Here is a 14,981-nt window from a genome sequence, read left to right as displayed (position 1 = left end):
CCGTCAGTGCCCGCGGCCCCACAGGCCCGGGTCGGTGGTGGCCACGGTGTCCATATCGCCGACCTTGCCGCCGGTGTGGGTGACGACCGGGGCGGGCAGCTGATCCTCGAGCATGCCGCCGACACCGGTGTCGATGATGGTCGAGTTGTGGTCGGTGGGGCCCGGCGCGAATTTCTTGCCGTCGATCGCGGCTTTGGCGTAGTAGGTCGCGTACTGCGCGTAGAGATCCGCGGGCTGGGACACCGTCGCATCGATCGTTCCGGCGTCGATGGCGTCGAGTTCGGACTTGATGCCGTCGTTCGACACGATCGTGATGTGTCCGGGTTTACCGGCCTCGACCAGCTTGTTCTCGCGTTGCAGCAGCGCCAGGGTCGGTTGCAGGAAGACGCCGCCCGCCTGCATGTAGATGCCGTTGATATCGGGGTCGGTGAGCAGTTTGTCCTGCAGGCCCGAGACGGCCTTGTCGCCCTTCCACTCGGTGGGGATCTCGATCACCTTGATCCCCGGGTACTTCGAACTCATGCAGTCGGCGAACGCCTCGGACCGGTCGCGGCCGTTGATGGAGGTCAGATCGCCCTGGAATTCCACCACCTTGCCCTTGCCGTGCAGGGTTTCGCCCAGGTAGGTGCACGATTTGGTGCCGTAGGCGCGGTTATCGGCGCGCACCACCATGTAGGCCCCGCCGGTGTCCGGGCGGGTGTCGACGGTGACCACGGGGACGTGTTTCGCGGCCGCGGCCTCGATCGCCGGTTTCACCGCGGCGGTGTCCTGGGGTGCGAGGATCAGCGCCTTCACGTTCTTCGACAGCAGGGTGTCCACATTGGACTTCAGGCGGTTGGAATCGTTGTCCGAGGAGGTGTTCTCCAGTTTCACCCCGGCCGCGGCGGCCTTCGGGCCCAGGTAACCGGCGTAGGCGCTCCAGAAATCGGTATCCGAGCGCGGCTGATCGGCGCCGACGAGAACGCCGTCGGGGGCGCCGGTGCCGACGTTCACCGCCGTGCCGCCACCCTCGCCGGTGGACTCTCGGGAACAGCCCGCGGCCGCCGCCACGAGCAGCACGGCGGCCAGGGCCGCGCCGATGATCCTGGTGTTCATGAGTTCTCGTGCTCCTTTGCCGAAACCTGTGCTGCCGGTGGGGAAGTGGCGGTCGCCCGCCAGCTGCTGCCGTCGGGATAGCGGTGGTCGCGCAGGGTGGCGGGCAGCATCTCGGCGCTGAATCCCGGTGCGCGCGGGGCGATATAGCGCCCGCCGACCACCCGCGCCGGATCGCGGAAGTGCTCGTGCAGATGGTCCACGTATTCGATCGAGCGGCCGGCCATCGTGCCCGAGATCGCGACGTAGTCGAGCATCGCCAGATGTCGCACCAACTCGCACAGTCCGACCCCGCCCGCGTGCGGGATCACCGGAACGCCGAATTCGGCCGCCAGCAACAGGATTGCCAGATTCTCGTTGACCCCGCCGACCCGGGCCGCGTCGATCTGTACGACATCGACCGCTCCGGCCTGCAGCAGCTGCTTGAACAGGATCCGGTTCTGCCCGTGTTCACCGGTCGAGATCCGCACGCCCGGACACGCTTCGCGGATCGCGGCGTGCCCCAGGATGTCATCGGGGCTGGTCGGCTCCTCGACCCAGGACAATCCGGCGGGTGCGAGACGGGAAATCCATTGTGCCGCTTCGGAAACATCCCAGCGCTGATTGGCATCGACAGCCAGGCCGATATCTGGACCGATCGCGTCGCGGGCGATCCGCAGCCGCCGGACGTCCTCCTCGACGTCGCGGCCGACCTTGATCTTGATGGTCTCGAATCCGTCGGCGACGGCCTGACGCGCGAGTCGCGCGAGCTTGGCATCGGAATAGCCGAGCCAGCCGGGGGAGGTGGTATAGGCCGGATACCCCACGGCGCGTAGGTGTTCGGTGCGTTCGGCTCTGCCCGGTTCGGCCCGGCGCAGGATCTCGAGCGCCCGGTCCGGAGTCAGCGCGTCGGTGAGATAGCGGAAGTCGATAAGCGCGACGATCTGCTCCGGAGACATCTCGGAGACGAACTGCCACAACGGTTTTCCTGCTCGCTTGGCGGCCAGGTCCCAGACGGCGTTGACGACCGCGCCGACCGCCATGTGCATGACGCCCTTTTCCGGTCCGAGCCAACGCAATTGGGAGTCATCGGTGAGACTGCGGGCGAATCCGCCCAGGTCGCCGAGGATGCCGTCCAGCGTCCGGCCGACCACCAGATGACGGAGTGCCTCGATGGCGGCCCGCTGGACCTCGTTGCCGCGACCGATGGTGAAGGCGAAGCCGTGGCCCTCGTGGCCGTCCGGATCGTCGGTCCGCAGGATGACGTAGGCCGTGGAGTAGTCGGGATCCGGATTCATGGCATCGGAGCCGTCCAGCTGTGCCGATGTCGGGAATCGGATGTCGAGCGTGTCCAGTGTCGTGAGGTGTGACAGCAAGTGCACCTGCCTTCCTACAGTGATCTGGATCACGACTATACATCCGATGTCTTCTGAGGCAAGGGGTGATGAAAGAAATCCGAAATACGGCCGGTATCCGGTGAATCTGTACGAGTTCGGTCGGGCGGTGTTATCGTCACCGGCGTTAAACATCGGATCAGTGGGCGGTAGGGCTGATTATGGCGAACGGGCAGTTCGACGGGCTGGCAGCGCTGGTGACCGGGGGTGGATCGGGTATCGGGAAGGCTGTCGCGGCGGCGTTCCTCGCGGCCGGTGCCCGGGTGGCGGTGCTGGATCTGGACCCCGGCGCGGCATCGGGACCGGACTGCCTGACGCTGACCTGCGACGTCCGCGACGACGTCGCTGTGCGTGCGTCGATCGCGACCACGGTCGAGACCTTCGGCCGCCTGGACATCGTGGTGAACAACGCCGGGATCGGCGCGCAGGGCACCGTGGCGGACAACACCGACGACGAGTGGTTACGCGTCCTCGACGTGAATGTGCTTGGTGCCGTACGTGTTTCACGCGCAGCGCTACCGTACCTGCGCGAATCGCCCGCCGCTGCGATCGTGCACACCTGCTCGATCGCCGCGACCACCGGTCTACCCGACCGCGCCGCCTACAGCGCGAGCAAAGGCGCGATTCTCGCCCTCACCCGGGCGATGGCCGCCGATCACCTACCCGAGGGCATCCGCGTGAACTGCGTGAACCCCGGCACCGCCGACACCCCGTGGGTGCAGCGCCTGCTCGCGGCCAGCGTCGACCCGGCCGCCGAACTCGCCGCGCTGGCCGCGCGTCAACCGCACGGCCGCCTCGTCACGCCCGAGGAGGTCGCCGCCGCGGTGCTCTATCTGGCGAGCCCGGCTGCCGCCTCGACCGCGGGCACGATGCTCGAGGTCGACGGCGGCATGCACTCGCTGCGCCTGCGCCCGCCCACCGACTCGGACCGCTGAACAGGCCCGACGATCGCGTCCGGGGTCAGCCGAGCGGGTACTGTCCGGGCGGGACGGTGCCGCCGCCACCGCCGCCGAACGTCCCCGAATTCAGCAGATCACCGATGATCTGAACCACCGACTGCCCCAGCGACAACACGTCACTGGCGATAAGTTCGAACAAGCTCCCGATCCCCGAAAACATCACCGAACCACCTTCCGCCGCCGGACCGCTGGTCGTACCAGGCTCGCACACGCGCGGCATCGATGCGGCAATCTCGTTGAACCCGTGGCGATTTCAGGGCAATTGTCCGCATCGGACCGGAGTGTCGCGCACTGTGTCGGATCTCGCCCCACCCCCGGCTATGAATGGGATTGCATCATCATGCATAATCATTTGTGCGGGGCGGGCGCACAGACTTGGATACGTACGAACACTCGAGGAGTTACAGACATGGCCGATCGCGTCGTACTCGCCTACTCCGGCGGGCTGGACACCTCCGTTGCCATCAGCTGGATCGGCAAGGAGACCGGGGCCGAGGTCGTCGCGGTCGCGATCGATCTGGGGCAGGGCGGCGAGGATATGAACGTCGTGCGCCAGCGCGCACTGGACTGCGGCGCCGTCGAGGCGGTCGTGGTCGACGCGCGCGACGAGTTCGCCGACGACTACTGCCTGCCGACCATCCAGGCCAACGCCCTCTACCAGGGCGAATACCCGCTGGTCTCGGCGATCAGCCGCCCGCTGATCGTGAAGCACCTGGTCGAGGCCGCGAAGTTCCACGGCGCCAGTACCGTCGCGCACGGCTGCACCGGTAAAGGCAACGACCAGGTTCGCTTCGAGGTCGGCATCGGCGCGCTCGCGCCCGATCTGAACGTCATCGCGCCGGTCCGCGACTACGCCTGGACCCGTGAGAAGGCCATCGCCTTCGCGGAGGAGAACAGCCTCCCGATCAACGTCACCAAGAAGTCGCCGTTCTCCATCGACCAGAACGTGTGGGGTCGCGCGGTCGAGACCGGCTTCCTCGAGGATCTGTGGAACGCCCCGACCAAGGACGTCTACGACTACACCGTCGATCCGACCATCAACTTCGAGGCCCCCGACGAGCTGGTCGTCAGCTTCGACAAGGGTGTGCCGGTGGCCATCGACGGCCGTCAGGTCACCGTGCTCGAGGCGATCGTGGAGCTGAACAAGCGCGCGGGACGGCAGGGTGTGGGCCGGCTGGACATGGTCGAGGACCGGCTGGTCGGCATCAAGAGTCGTGAAATCTACGAGGCGCCGGGCGCGATCGCGCTGATCACCGCGCATCAGGCGCTGGAGAACGTCACCCTCGAGCGCGAGCTGGGCCGGTACAAGCGGCAGGTCGAGCAGCGCTGGGGCGAGCTGGCCTACGACGGTCTGTGGTATTCGCCGCTGAAGCGGGCGCTGGACGCGTTCGTGCAGGACACCCAGGAGCACGTCACCGGTGATATCCGGATGGTGCTGCACGGCGGCAGCGTCGTGGTGAACGGCCGCCGCAGCGAGGAGTCGCTGTACGACTTCAACCTGGCCACCTACGACGAGGGCGATTCCTTCGACCAGTCGCTGGCCAAGGGGTTCGTGCAGATCCACGGCCTGTCCTCCAAGGTCGCCGCGCGCCGGGATCTGACCAAGAAGTAAGGCCGGATTCGGTTCCGAGGGCGCGGATCCGCTGTGGTCACGCAGTGGATGCCGCGCGACTCGGCCGTCGGTCGCGGGCGTGGGAAGCAGGAGTAGCGTGCGAACGGCCGGGTGATCTCGCTCGGCTGTCGTGCGAAGCGGTGTTTCGGATATCGCGACGAGGACCGGCCGCGCGGATGTGTGCCGTCGACGTCGTGATCGAGCGGCGTTCGCGCGAAAGGGGTTGGCCGACAGGAGGATCCGATGCGTACCGACGACGACAGCTGGGATATCACCGAGAGCGTGGGCGCGACGGCCGTGGGCGTCGCGGCGATGCGCGCCCGGGAGACCGCGCGTGCGGACGCGTTGTTCCAGGACCCCTACGCCGCCAAGCTGGTCGAGGCGGTCGGGTCCGGCTGGGACAAGATCCTGCGTGGTCAGGTGGGGACCGATCCCGAGCGCAGCCGGTTGTACGGTCCGCTGAACGCCATGATGACCGCCCGCACGGTGTACATCGACGAATACTTCGGCGCGGTGGGCGCGGCCGGGATCCGGCAGGTCGTCATTCTGGCGGCCGGGCTGGACGCGCGCGCCTATCGGCTCGAATGGGCTTCGGGCACAGTGCTTTTCGAACTGGATCAGCCGAAGGTGCTGGAGTTCAAGGCATCCGCGCTCGCGGGGGAGCCGCTCACCGTCGATCGTCGCGAGGTGGCGATCGATCTGCGGCAGGACTGGCCGAAGGCGTTGCGTGGCAACGGCTTCGACCCGGCACTGCCCACCGCATGGCTGGCCGAGGGACTGCTGCGCTATCTGCCGGGTGCGGCGCAGGACCGGCTGTTCGACAATATCGCCGCACTCAGCGTCCCGGGCAGCACCATCGCCCTGAACATGGGGCAGGGCCAGCGCACCCTGAGCCCCGAGATCCGCGCCGAGCGGGAGAAGCTGATGGCGCAGGCCGGGATTCGGATCGATGTGGAGAACCTCTGGTACTCCGCGGACGACCGCACCGACCCCCGCGACTGGTTCGCCGAGCACGGCTGGAAGGTCACCGCATCCGACCCGGTCACGGTGCTGACCGAACACGGGCGCGAGGTGCCGGACCCGGTGCGCGAGGGATTGCGCAACCACCTGCTGATGACCGCCGTACGCCCCTGAGCGCGACGGCACCGACGACCGCGATGCGCGGGTGAGGAGAGCACGACCGATGACCGATGGCGGCAGCACCAACGAAGGGGCGCTGTGGGGTGGGCGGTTCGCGTCCGGCCCCGCCGCGGCGATGGCGGCGCTGAGCAAGTCGACCCAATTCGACTGGGTGCTGGCACCTTACGATGTGCGCGCGTCGAAAGCCCATGCGCGCGTACTGCACAAGGCCGGTCTCCTCTCGGCCGAGGATCTGACCGCCATGCTGGCCGGGCTGGATCGCCTTGCCGCGGACGTGGATTCGGGTGCCTTCGCCCCCGCCGAGGCCGACGAGGACGTGCACGGCGCGCTCGAACGCGGACTCATCGAACGGGTCGGCGCCGAACTCGGCGGTCGCCTGCGCGCGGGACGTTCCCGCAACGATCAGGTGGCCACGCTGTTCCGGATGTGGTTGCGCGACGGGGTGCGTCGCGTCGCGGCCGGGGTGCTGGAGGTGGTCGACGCGCTGGTCGCGCAGGCCGCCGCGCATCCCGAGGCGGTCATGCCCGGCAAGACCCATCTGCAGGCCGCGCAGCCGGTGCTGCTGGCCCATCATCTGCTCGCGCACGCGCATCCGCTGCTGCGCGACATCGATCGGCTGCGCGATTTCGACAAGCGCGCCGCGATCTCCCCATACGGGTCCGGCGCGCTGGCCGGTTCCTCGCTGGGACTGGATCCCGAGGCGATCGCCGCCGACCTGGATTTCGATGCGGCCGCGGCCAATTCGATCGATGCCACCTCCTCCCGCGACTTCGCCGCCGAGGCCGCCTTCGTGCTGGCCATGACCGCGGTGGATCTGTCGCGGATGGCCGAGGAGATCATCCTGTGGAGCACACCGGAATTCGGCTACATCACGTTGGCCGACGCCTGGTCCACCGGTTCGTCGATCATGCCGCAGAAGAAGAATCCGGACGTCTCCGAGCTGACCCGGGGTAAGGCGGGTCGGTTGATCGGCAACCTCACCGGTCTGCTCGCCACGCTCAAAGCCCAACCGCTGGCGTACAACCGGGATCTGCAGGAGGACAAGGAACCGCTGTTCGATTCGGTGGCTCAGCTGGAGTTGCTGCTGCCCGCGATCGCCGGTCTGGTGTCCACGTTGACCTTCCACACCGAGCGGATGGCCGAATTGGCTCCCGCCGGTTACACACTCGCCACCGATATCGCCGAATGGCTTGTCCGCCAGGGGGTTCCGTTCCGGGTCGCGCACGAGGCGGCCGGGGCCTGCGTGCGGGCGGCCGAATCGCGCGGTGTGGGGCTGGACGAGCTCACCGACGCCGAATTCGCCGCCGTGGACCCGGCATTGACGCCGCGGGTGCGCGAGGTGCTGACGGTCGCGGGTTCGATCGCCTCCCGCAATGCGCGCGGCGGTACCGCGGGCGTGCAGGTCGCCGAGCAACTCGACGAGGTTCGCCGGTCCGCCACCGAGGCGCGTACCTGGCTGGGCTGAGTTCGCGCGCCGTACCACCGTCGGCGAGTGCCGCGAGTCGCGATTCCACTGGTCGGATCCGCACCCTCCAGCGGGCTGGGTCGTCCTCGGCAGAGGTTCGGTGAGCGAGGCTCGCGGCGCGGGCCGGTGCCGCCCGACGTACTGTGGCTGTGACGAAGGGAGCCGGGAGTGGTTGTCGAGCTGGGTACCGGCCGGGGCGTCGGCGCATGACGAATTCTGCTGCCGCCGAACGTATTCGCGGCAATCTGGCCGGATTCACCCGGATCGCCGCCACCGGTGGCCGGGCGGCCGCGGTGGTGATCTGCGTCGTGGACGATCCCGACGAGCCGCACGTGCTGCTGATCCGGCGGGCCTATCGCGGGATGAACAGTGGTCAGTGGGCATTTCCCGGCGGCAAGATCGAACCCGGTGAGCGCGCGGTGGCGGCCGGGTTGCGGGAGGTCGGGGAGGAGATCGGCCTGGCTCTCGAGGAATCCGATGTACTGGGTGTGCTGGACGATTTCGTCACCGACTCCGGCTTCGTCATGACGCCGTTCATCGCCCTGACCTCGGCCCCCGTGCGACTCGAACCCAATCCGGACGAGGTCGATTCGGTGCATCGGGTCACCCTGGAACGCCTGGTCGGCGACGATCTGCCGGGCTGGACGATCACCCCGTCCGGCGCGCGGCTGCTGAACATGCCGCTGCGCGAGCGGATGCGGATCCACGCGCCCACCGGGGCGATCCTCTACCAGTTCCGCGAGGTGGCGCTGCTGGGCCGGCCGACCCGCGTGCGCGATCTGCAACAGCCCGAATTCACCCGCGAGTGAGGGTTTTCCATGCCTGACTACCAAGGTCCCTGCCGGATCACCGTCACCTCGGTCGAGGCCCTGTGGCCGCAGCGGGTCGCGGTCCGGGTCGGGCACCAGACCCACACCTTCGCCGCGGTGCTGCCGGGCACGCCGGGCGCGTCCTGCTCGATCGACGAGGACAACTGGGAGCTGTTGCTCCAGCATTGGATCGACGGTCAGTGGCGCACGAACATCCGCCTCATCATCGAGGACTGGATCACCGAGGGCAACGTGCAGCGCCAGGTGATCCACAGCAAGGATCACGACTGGCCGCAGGACCGCGCCGAACGCAACCTCGTGGTCACCCTGGAGCGCACCATCGAGGTCGACCACACCCGCGATCGCGACCGCACCCGCCCGACCGCGGCCCCCCGCGCCTCGGCCAGCATCTCCGATCAGACCGGCCCGCAACAGTATTCGTCGCCCATGCGCGCGTCATCGGCCAGCCGCCGCACCGCCGCGCGACCCACCGGCCCCGTGGTGCGTCCGCTCGGGTCCGACCCCGGCAGCTGAGCCCCCCGGATATCCTCCGCCCATGACGTTCCTGCTGCTAGCGCTGGCGATCGCCTCCGAGGTCTCGGCCACGGTCTCGCTCAAACTCTCCGAGGGCTTCACCCGCCTGACCCCCTCCATCATCGTGGTGATCGGCTACCTCGCAGCCTTCTTCTTCCTCTCCCAAGCCCTGAAACGCGGCATGTCCATAGCCGTCGCCTACGGCATCTGGTCCGCCATCGGCGTAGCCGCGGTAGCCGCCATCGGCGCCCTCTTCCTCCGCGAATCCCTCACCCTCATCCAACTCGCCGGAATAGCCCTCGTAATCCTCGGCGTCCTGGCCCTCGAACTAGGCCGCGCCTGACCCCACCCCGCGCTCACCGAAACCAACCCGAACCAACAGTTCCATTCCGAGCACCCGCACTCCGACCACGTTCCACTCTCAGAATTCCCCGGACACAACCCTTGTCCCGCTATAACGTCCGTGTTATGAATTGGGGAGAGGTAGAACTTGAGCAGGAGGTGAGGCGGTGGTTCCTGTCGCTCACTCGAGACGATCAGGAGACTGTGATCTTCTATGTCGATCTGCTGGCCGACCGCGGAGTGCTCTTGGGAGAGCCGTATACCAAGCAGTTGGATGGAAAGCTCCGGGAGCTGCGCTTCTTTCTGATGCGCGATTCCGTGCGGATCACATACTGGATTGCTTCAGGCCGACGCATCATCCTGTTGACGGTGTTTCGCAAACATCGGATGCGAGAGACTGCCGAGATCGCACGGGCGAAACGAGCGATGATGCGCTGTATTGCGGAGGCTCATGTCGTCGAAGAGGAGGGATAGGTCCCATGGACGAACGTAGTAGCTGGGCGGAGATGCGCGCGGAGGTCATGGCACGTCCGGGGGCCGGTGCCGCCTACGAGGCGGCACGGATCAGGTTCGAACTCGGTGCTGCGGTACGCGGTCTGCGTGAGAAAGCGGGGCTGACCCAGATTGAACTCGCGAACCGGGCCGGTTTGAAGCAGCCTGCGGTCGCGCGCCTGGAAGCCGGTGGCACAATGCCGACGATTCCTGTGCTGGAACGGATTGCTGAGGCATTGGGCACGCGTTTGAGTGTGGAGTTCCGGCCGTTGCGAGAGGCAGGGTAGTGCCGGTCGCGGGAGCCGCCTCTCCCGCGTGCCGATCTTCGTCCCTGGAAATCCGCCCGGTGTCAGCCGTGCAGGCTGCCGACGGGTGGGTGGGTGATTGCCAGTACGCCCGGCAACCACGGGGTGAAGCGGGTGGGTTCGGATTCGAGTGCGGTGCGCAGATCGGCCGGGTACAGCCAGGCGTGATCGGCGATCTCGGCGGGATCCGGGTCCGGGGGAGTGCCGTCGAAACGGCCCACCAGGACGTGGTCCCATTCGTGTTCGACTCGTCCGGTGGCCGGATCCTCCGCCTGATAGCGGAACACCCCGAGCTCGGTCAGCTCGGTCGCGATCCCGAGTTCCTCGCCCAGACGCACCGCCGCCGCCGCGGTGATCGACTCACCGGGCGCGGGATGCCCACAGCAGGTGTTGGCCCACAGCAGCGGGAAACGGGTCTTCACGCCGGCCCGCTGTTGCAGCAGCATCCGCCCGGCCGCGTCGAACAACTGCACCGAGAACGCCCGGTGCAGCCGTCCGGGCGCGGCGTGCGCCAGCCCCACCGGGCACGAGCCGAGCGCCCGGCCCTGCTCGTCCACGAGCTCGACGAGCAGGGCCTCACGATCGATCGGTGGCGCTCCGGCGCTGTCTTCTGGTGCGGCGGTCACCGCCCCACCTTATCGGCGGCGATCATCAGGTACTGGAAGCTGCCCTCCTTGTAGGAGGTCAGGAACGGCTCCTCCACCCCGGTCGCCAGTTCGGAGTGGGTGCGCAGTTCCCAGTACGGAATGGTGGCCGCGGTCAGATCGGTGACCGCGATCGGCACCAGATTGTTCGCCGCCATCGCCCGGAAATATTCGCTGCGCGGATGGATCATGCAGCCGTAGTGCGCATCGATCCAGCTCACCGCCGACGACCGACCACCGGTCACGTCGTTGGAGCAGCCGGTGATGCACACGTAGCGCCCGCCCGGTTCGAGCAACCGCGCGAATTCGCTGAACAGATCCGGCAATTCGACGTACATATCGGTCTCGTTGGTCCAGATCCCGCGCATGGACCGCGCCTCGAAACCGGTGTCGAGCATATTCCGGAAGTGGAACTGCACCCGATCGGAAACCCCGCGCTGCTGGGCCTGCTCGTTGGCGAAACCGACCTGGTATTCGGAGATCGTCACCCCGTCCACTCGGCAGCCGAACCGCTGATTGGCCATGATGCTGGTGCCGCCGCGGCCCGAACCGCCGTCCATCAGTCGGTCCCCGGGCCGCACGTCGCCGAGATTGTCCAGCAGCAGATCGGCCTGCGCGGTTTCGAGCCGGTGCAGTTCGCGCACGATCCGGTCCTGCCGGGTGTCCTCGGGACCTTCCAGCACCGACAGATCCGGCTCGCCGATGCCGTAGTGATGGTGATAGAGGCCGTCGACCTCGCCCAATTTGACGTTCACGCGGTCGTCGTTGGGATTGTCGTTCCAATACGCCGCCACCGAACGCTGGTAGCTGGTTTGCAGTACGCCATCGGTCTGGGGGTCGAGCGTGGTCATGACGAATCAGTCCTCTCGATCGTTGGTGCTGCGGGCAGTACTCATCGCGCCGATCGCGCGGCGTCGGGTGGATCGGGATGGAGCGGTGGATCGGAGTGGGTCAGGTGAAGTCGTTGTAGCGCCGGCTGGCCGCATGCCAGGCACGGTTACCGCCCATCCAGGCCCACAGCCCGCTCAGGAATCGGTGCAGCTCCGGTGAACCGTTCGCCGCGAGCACGCCTGCCTCGCGTTCGAAACGATGCATCAGTTCGTCGTGCACCTCGGCGGTGTGCAGGATCGCCTCCCGGCGGCTGCACTGCTGCTCGGCGGCGTACACGGTCGGCAGATTGAACTCCCGGCCGTTGGACAGATCCTCGCGGGCCATCGAATACAGGTCGTTGACCATCTGCGCGGCCAGCGCGGCGGTGGTGACCACCCGCCGCACCCGCGGATCGGTGTACTCCGCCGCCCCGAGTTCGTATCCGCCGACCGCGTCGATCGGCGCCATACAGGGCAGGAAACTGTGCGGCTGCCGGTTGGCCAGGTACTCCCACACCGGTGGCATCCGGTGCGCGGCCCGCCAACCGGCCTCGGCGGTGAGCGCGATGAACCAGCCGGCGATCTCGGTGCGCAGCCGAGCCGCCTGCTGCGGTGTGGCGAACTGCGCGAGATGCTCGAACGAGGTGCGGAAGGCCCGCAGGATCGGATCACCCTGCAACGCCCGCTCCAACCGCACCTGATATCTCGCCGGGAGATGCACCGGATCCATCACCGCGGCAGCCATTTCCAGCTTCGGACCGAGTTCGGCCTCGGCGCTGGAGGGGCTGCCGTCGGGCGCGGTGTTCGCCGCGTCCTCCTCACAGTAGTAGTCGTCGACCGACCATTCCGAGACCGCGCATTTCGCGGCCGCCAGCAGGCGGTCGGCGTCGTCGCAATCCGGATGGGCCAGCATGATGAGTCGTCCGAAATCGGCCTTGCGGAGGTCGTCCAAGCGACCTTCGTAGAGCCCGATCGACTGGGCCCACAACAGGATTCCCTCGTTGACGGCCTCGGCGAGAGCGGGATCGTCGCGGATCGGCGGGGGACAGTACAGCGCCGGGATCGGCGACTGCGCCTCCGGTCCCGATTCGGTCCGGGGTGCCGTGTGTTCGGGAGCGGCATCCGGCCCGTTCCTCGAGATACGGGACAGACCCGAATCCATTGCGCCGCCCGGAAATCCGGATAGTGGATCGTCGCGGGCGGGCCGCACGATCGATCCCGGACCGACCTGGCCGGTGCCGCGCAACGCGTGGACCCTGGTCGACACGGTCCCGATTCTGGTGGGCCCCAACGGGATACGTGACCGTGCGCCTGGTATACCGCTGCCCGCCGACGTTCCCGGATCCAGGCGAGCGGCCGATTCCCTTGCCGCGGCGGTGGATTCGCCCCCGATACCGGAGGCCGAGGTGCCGGAGATCACCTCGTCCGCGGGTGGTGGCGTGAGCAGCAGCCCCGCCGCGCCCAGCCCGGCCGGGCCGAGCAGGCGCAGCGGGACGACGCCCGTGGTCATGACGGTCAGCGGATCCGAATCGGGTTGGGGGAGTGCGGTTTCGGACTGCCCTGGCCACGTCAGGGTGGCCGGGGGAGCGTTGTCGAGATTGCCGAGCAGCGCCGCGATCACCGCGGCCGTCTCCGAGACGGCCGGGGGTGCGGCGGCGCGGGAGAGTACCGACATGCCAGGGCCTTTCGTCAGTCGCTCTGCCGGGCGACCAGGACGTTGTCCAGGATGCCCAGCGCGTCCGGCACCATGACCGCCGCGGAGTAGTAACAGCTGATCAGGTAGGAGATGATGGACTGATCGTCGATGCCCTTGAACCGGACGTTCAGGCTCGGCTCGTACTCGTCGGGAATGCCGGTCTGGTGCAGCCCGATGACGCCCTGCTCCTTCTCGCCGGTGCGCATCGCCAGGATCGAGGTGGTCTGGTTCTCGCTCACCGGGATCTTGCCGCACGGATAGATCGGCACCCCGCGCCACGACGGCACCCGATGCCCGTTGATCTCCACCGGGTCCGGGTACAGCCCGCGCTTGTTGCACTCACGCCCGAACGCGGCGATCGCTTTCGGATGTGCCAGAAAGAGTTTCGTGCTGCGGCGCATGCTCAGCAGCTCGTCCATGTCGTCCGGGGTCGGCGCGCCGTGCTCGGTGTAGATGCGCTGCTTGAGGTCGCAGTTGTGCAGCAGGCCGAAGTCCGGGTTGTTGACCAGATCGTTCTCGCGACGTTCGTACAGCGCCTCGATGGTCAACCGCAGCTGCTGTTCGATCTGGTTGTGCGGCTCGTTGAACAGGTCCGCGACCCGCGAGTGCACGCGCAGCACGCTTTGGGCCAAACTCAATTCGTACTCCCGCGGCGAGGAGTCGTAGTCCACGAACGTACCCTGCAACAGCGGCTCGCCCGCGTGCCCGGAGGAGACCTCGATCTCCGCCTCGCCGTGCTTGTTCTGCGCCTTGGCGGGCATCGTGGCGATCCGCTCGAGCTGCTCGCGCAGCGCGGGGATCTCCTCGACGATCTGGTCCAAGGCGGTCCGCGGCAGGCTCAGCAGCGTGGTGTGCGTCGCGCTGCGGACGGTCACCGGCCAGATGGCGTTGGGATCGACGAGCATGTCGTCGCCGAAGTAGTCGCCGTCGGCGAGCATGCCGAGCTTGGTCGTCTCGCCGTAGTCGCCGGTGCCGATCTTGCTGAGTTTGCCGTGCACGATCAGCAGCACCTGGTCCATCGGATTGCCGAATTCGGCCAGGACGGTACCGGGTTCGACCACCCGCTGTTCGAAACGCTGCGCCAGCGCGCGCAGGACGTCCTCGTCCTCGACGTCGCGCAGTTGCGGCAGCTCCTGCAATTCCATCGGGATGACGCGGGCGTGTCCGCCGTCGATGACGAACTCCACCTCGCCGTTGCCGACGGTGTGGGTCAGACGCCGGTTGACCCGGTAGATGCCGCCGTGCACCTGCACCCAGGGCAGGGCGCGGGTCAGCCAGCGCGAGCTGATGCCCTGCATCTGCGGTTCGGACTTGGTGGTGTGCGCGAGTTGGTGAGCGGCTGTGGTGGACAGGGTTTTACGGACGTGGTTGTCGGTATTCACCGGCAGTTCAATGGTCATGCTGCGGTCCTCACCTCGAATTGCCACACGACATTGGGGGGCGGAATGCGTACAGGGAGATGCGGCAGGCGACAGATGCCTGCAGAAACCGGACACTCGAGCGAATTGAATAGCGCGACAGTGCGATCCAGCAGTTCGATGATAGGCACGGGGTGTGCGCGATCGTGGCGGAATTGCGTAAGACGACCACCCAGCAAACGACCCGTAACGATGTGGCAACGGTGTGCCGGGCGGACCAATCCGAATCGA

Annotated in this window: 16 protein-coding genes; 9 read left to right on the top strand and 7 right to left on the bottom strand. The window is 67.4% G+C overall.

All coding sequences use genetic code 11. The features are described 5' to 3' along the window. Positions 1-3 precede the first annotated feature (3 nt). Both NRB20_RS20785 and NRB20_RS20780 read right to left on the bottom strand, forming a co-directional pair. Positions 4-1,095, bottom strand: coding sequence for a sugar ABC transporter substrate-binding protein (locus NRB20_RS20785; RefSeq protein WP_153411846.1), 1,092 nt, complete (start codon positions 1,093-1,095; stop codon positions 4-6). Then, positions 1,092-2,453 (bottom strand): enolase C-terminal domain-like protein, encoded by a 1,362-nt coding sequence (locus NRB20_RS20780; RefSeq protein ID WP_454786545.1) that lies wholly within the window; start codon positions 2,451-2,453, stop codon positions 1,092-1,094. Before NRB20_RS20780 ends, NRB20_RS20785 begins: the two co-directional genes overlap by 4 nt. Positions 2,454-2,626: 173 nt before the next feature. Between NRB20_RS20780 and NRB20_RS20775 the strand changes: the two genes are divergently transcribed. Further along, complete coding sequence (locus tag NRB20_RS20775) at positions 2,627-3,400, top strand: SDR family NAD(P)-dependent oxidoreductase (protein WP_153411845.1); 774 nt, start codon at positions 2,627-2,629, stop codon at positions 3,398-3,400. Between the two features lie 25 nt (positions 3,401-3,425). On the opposite strand, the gene NRB20_RS20770 is transcribed toward NRB20_RS20775, so the two are convergent. Then, positions 3,426-3,563 carry a hypothetical protein gene (locus NRB20_RS20770; protein WP_153411844.1) on the bottom strand — a complete coding sequence of 46 codons (138 nt, stop codon included), beginning with the start codon at positions 3,561-3,563 and terminating at the stop codon, positions 3,426-3,428. Between the two features lie 270 nt (positions 3,564-3,833). On the opposite strand from NRB20_RS20770, the gene NRB20_RS20765 reads away from it, so the two are divergent. From NRB20_RS20765 to NRB20_RS20730, 8 genes are all read left to right on the top strand, one after another. Further along, positions 3,834-5,036, top strand: a complete 1,203-nt coding sequence (locus NRB20_RS20765) for an argininosuccinate synthase (RefSeq protein WP_153411843.1) — start codon at positions 3,834-3,836, stop codon at positions 5,034-5,036. 243 nt (positions 5,037-5,279) lie between these two features. Beyond that, positions 5,280-6,170, top strand: a complete 891-nt coding sequence (locus tag NRB20_RS20760; protein ID WP_153411842.1) for a class I SAM-dependent methyltransferase — start codon at positions 5,280-5,282, stop codon at positions 6,168-6,170. Between the two features lie 49 nt (positions 6,171-6,219). Continuing rightward, positions 6,220-7,641, top strand: coding sequence for an argininosuccinate lyase (argH, locus tag NRB20_RS20755; protein ID WP_153411841.1), 1,422 nt, complete (start codon positions 6,220-6,222; stop codon positions 7,639-7,641). Between the two features lie 206 nt (positions 7,642-7,847). Further along, positions 7,848-8,450 carry an NUDIX hydrolase gene (locus NRB20_RS20750; RefSeq protein ID WP_153411840.1) on the top strand — a complete coding sequence of 201 codons (603 nt, stop codon included), beginning with the start codon at positions 7,848-7,850 and terminating at the stop codon, positions 8,448-8,450. A gap of 9 nt (positions 8,451-8,459) precedes the next feature. Then, entirely contained in the window at positions 8,460-8,984 is a 525-nt protein-coding gene (locus tag NRB20_RS20745; RefSeq protein ID WP_153411839.1) for a hypothetical protein, read from the top strand. A 22-nt stretch (positions 8,985-9,006) separates the two neighbouring features. Beyond that, entirely contained in the window at positions 9,007-9,327 is a 321-nt protein-coding gene (locus NRB20_RS20740) for a DMT family transporter (protein WP_153411838.1), read from the top strand. A gap of 125 nt (positions 9,328-9,452) precedes the next feature. Beyond that, a complete protein-coding gene (locus tag NRB20_RS20735) occupies positions 9,453-9,800 on the top strand; it encodes a type II toxin-antitoxin system RelE/ParE family toxin (protein ID WP_153411837.1) in 348 nt (115 codons plus the stop codon). Between the two features lie 5 nt (positions 9,801-9,805). Further along, on the top strand, positions 9,806-10,105 hold the full coding sequence (locus NRB20_RS20730) for a helix-turn-helix domain-containing protein (RefSeq protein WP_153411836.1): 300 nt from the start codon (positions 9,806-9,808) through the stop codon (positions 10,103-10,105). Between the two features lie 62 nt (positions 10,106-10,167). On the opposite strand, the gene idi is transcribed toward NRB20_RS20730, so the two are convergent. From idi to NRB20_RS20710, 4 genes are all read right to left on the bottom strand, one after another. Beyond that, positions 10,168-10,749, bottom strand: coding sequence for an isopentenyl-diphosphate Delta-isomerase (idi, locus tag NRB20_RS20725; RefSeq protein ID WP_319945192.1), 582 nt, complete (start codon positions 10,747-10,749; stop codon positions 10,168-10,170). Next, entirely contained in the window at positions 10,746-11,618 is an 873-nt protein-coding gene (locus NRB20_RS20720) for a geranyl diphosphate 2-C-methyltransferase (RefSeq protein WP_153411835.1), read from the bottom strand. Before NRB20_RS20720 ends, idi begins: the two co-directional genes overlap by 4 nt. 100 nt (positions 11,619-11,718) lie before the next feature. Continuing rightward, a complete protein-coding gene (locus NRB20_RS38255) occupies positions 11,719-13,311 on the bottom strand; it encodes a family 2 encapsulin nanocompartment cargo protein terpene cyclase (RefSeq protein WP_227833722.1) in 1,593 nt (530 codons plus the stop codon). Positions 13,312-13,325: 14 nt separating this feature from the next. Beyond that, on the bottom strand, positions 13,326-14,732 hold the full coding sequence (locus NRB20_RS20710) for a family 2B encapsulin nanocompartment shell protein (RefSeq protein ID WP_153411834.1): 1,407 nt from the start codon (positions 14,730-14,732) through the stop codon (positions 13,326-13,328). Positions 14,733-14,981 lie beyond the last annotated feature (249 nt).

Origin of the sequence: Nocardia macrotermitis, assembly GCF_009604405.1 — a bacterium.
In the GTDB taxonomy this organism is placed as follows: Bacteria; Actinomycetota; Actinomycetes; order Mycobacteriales; family Mycobacteriaceae; genus Nocardia; species Nocardia macrotermitis.
Note: the sequence above shows the minus strand (reverse complement) of the source record. Positions and strands in the feature narration are given on the sequence as shown.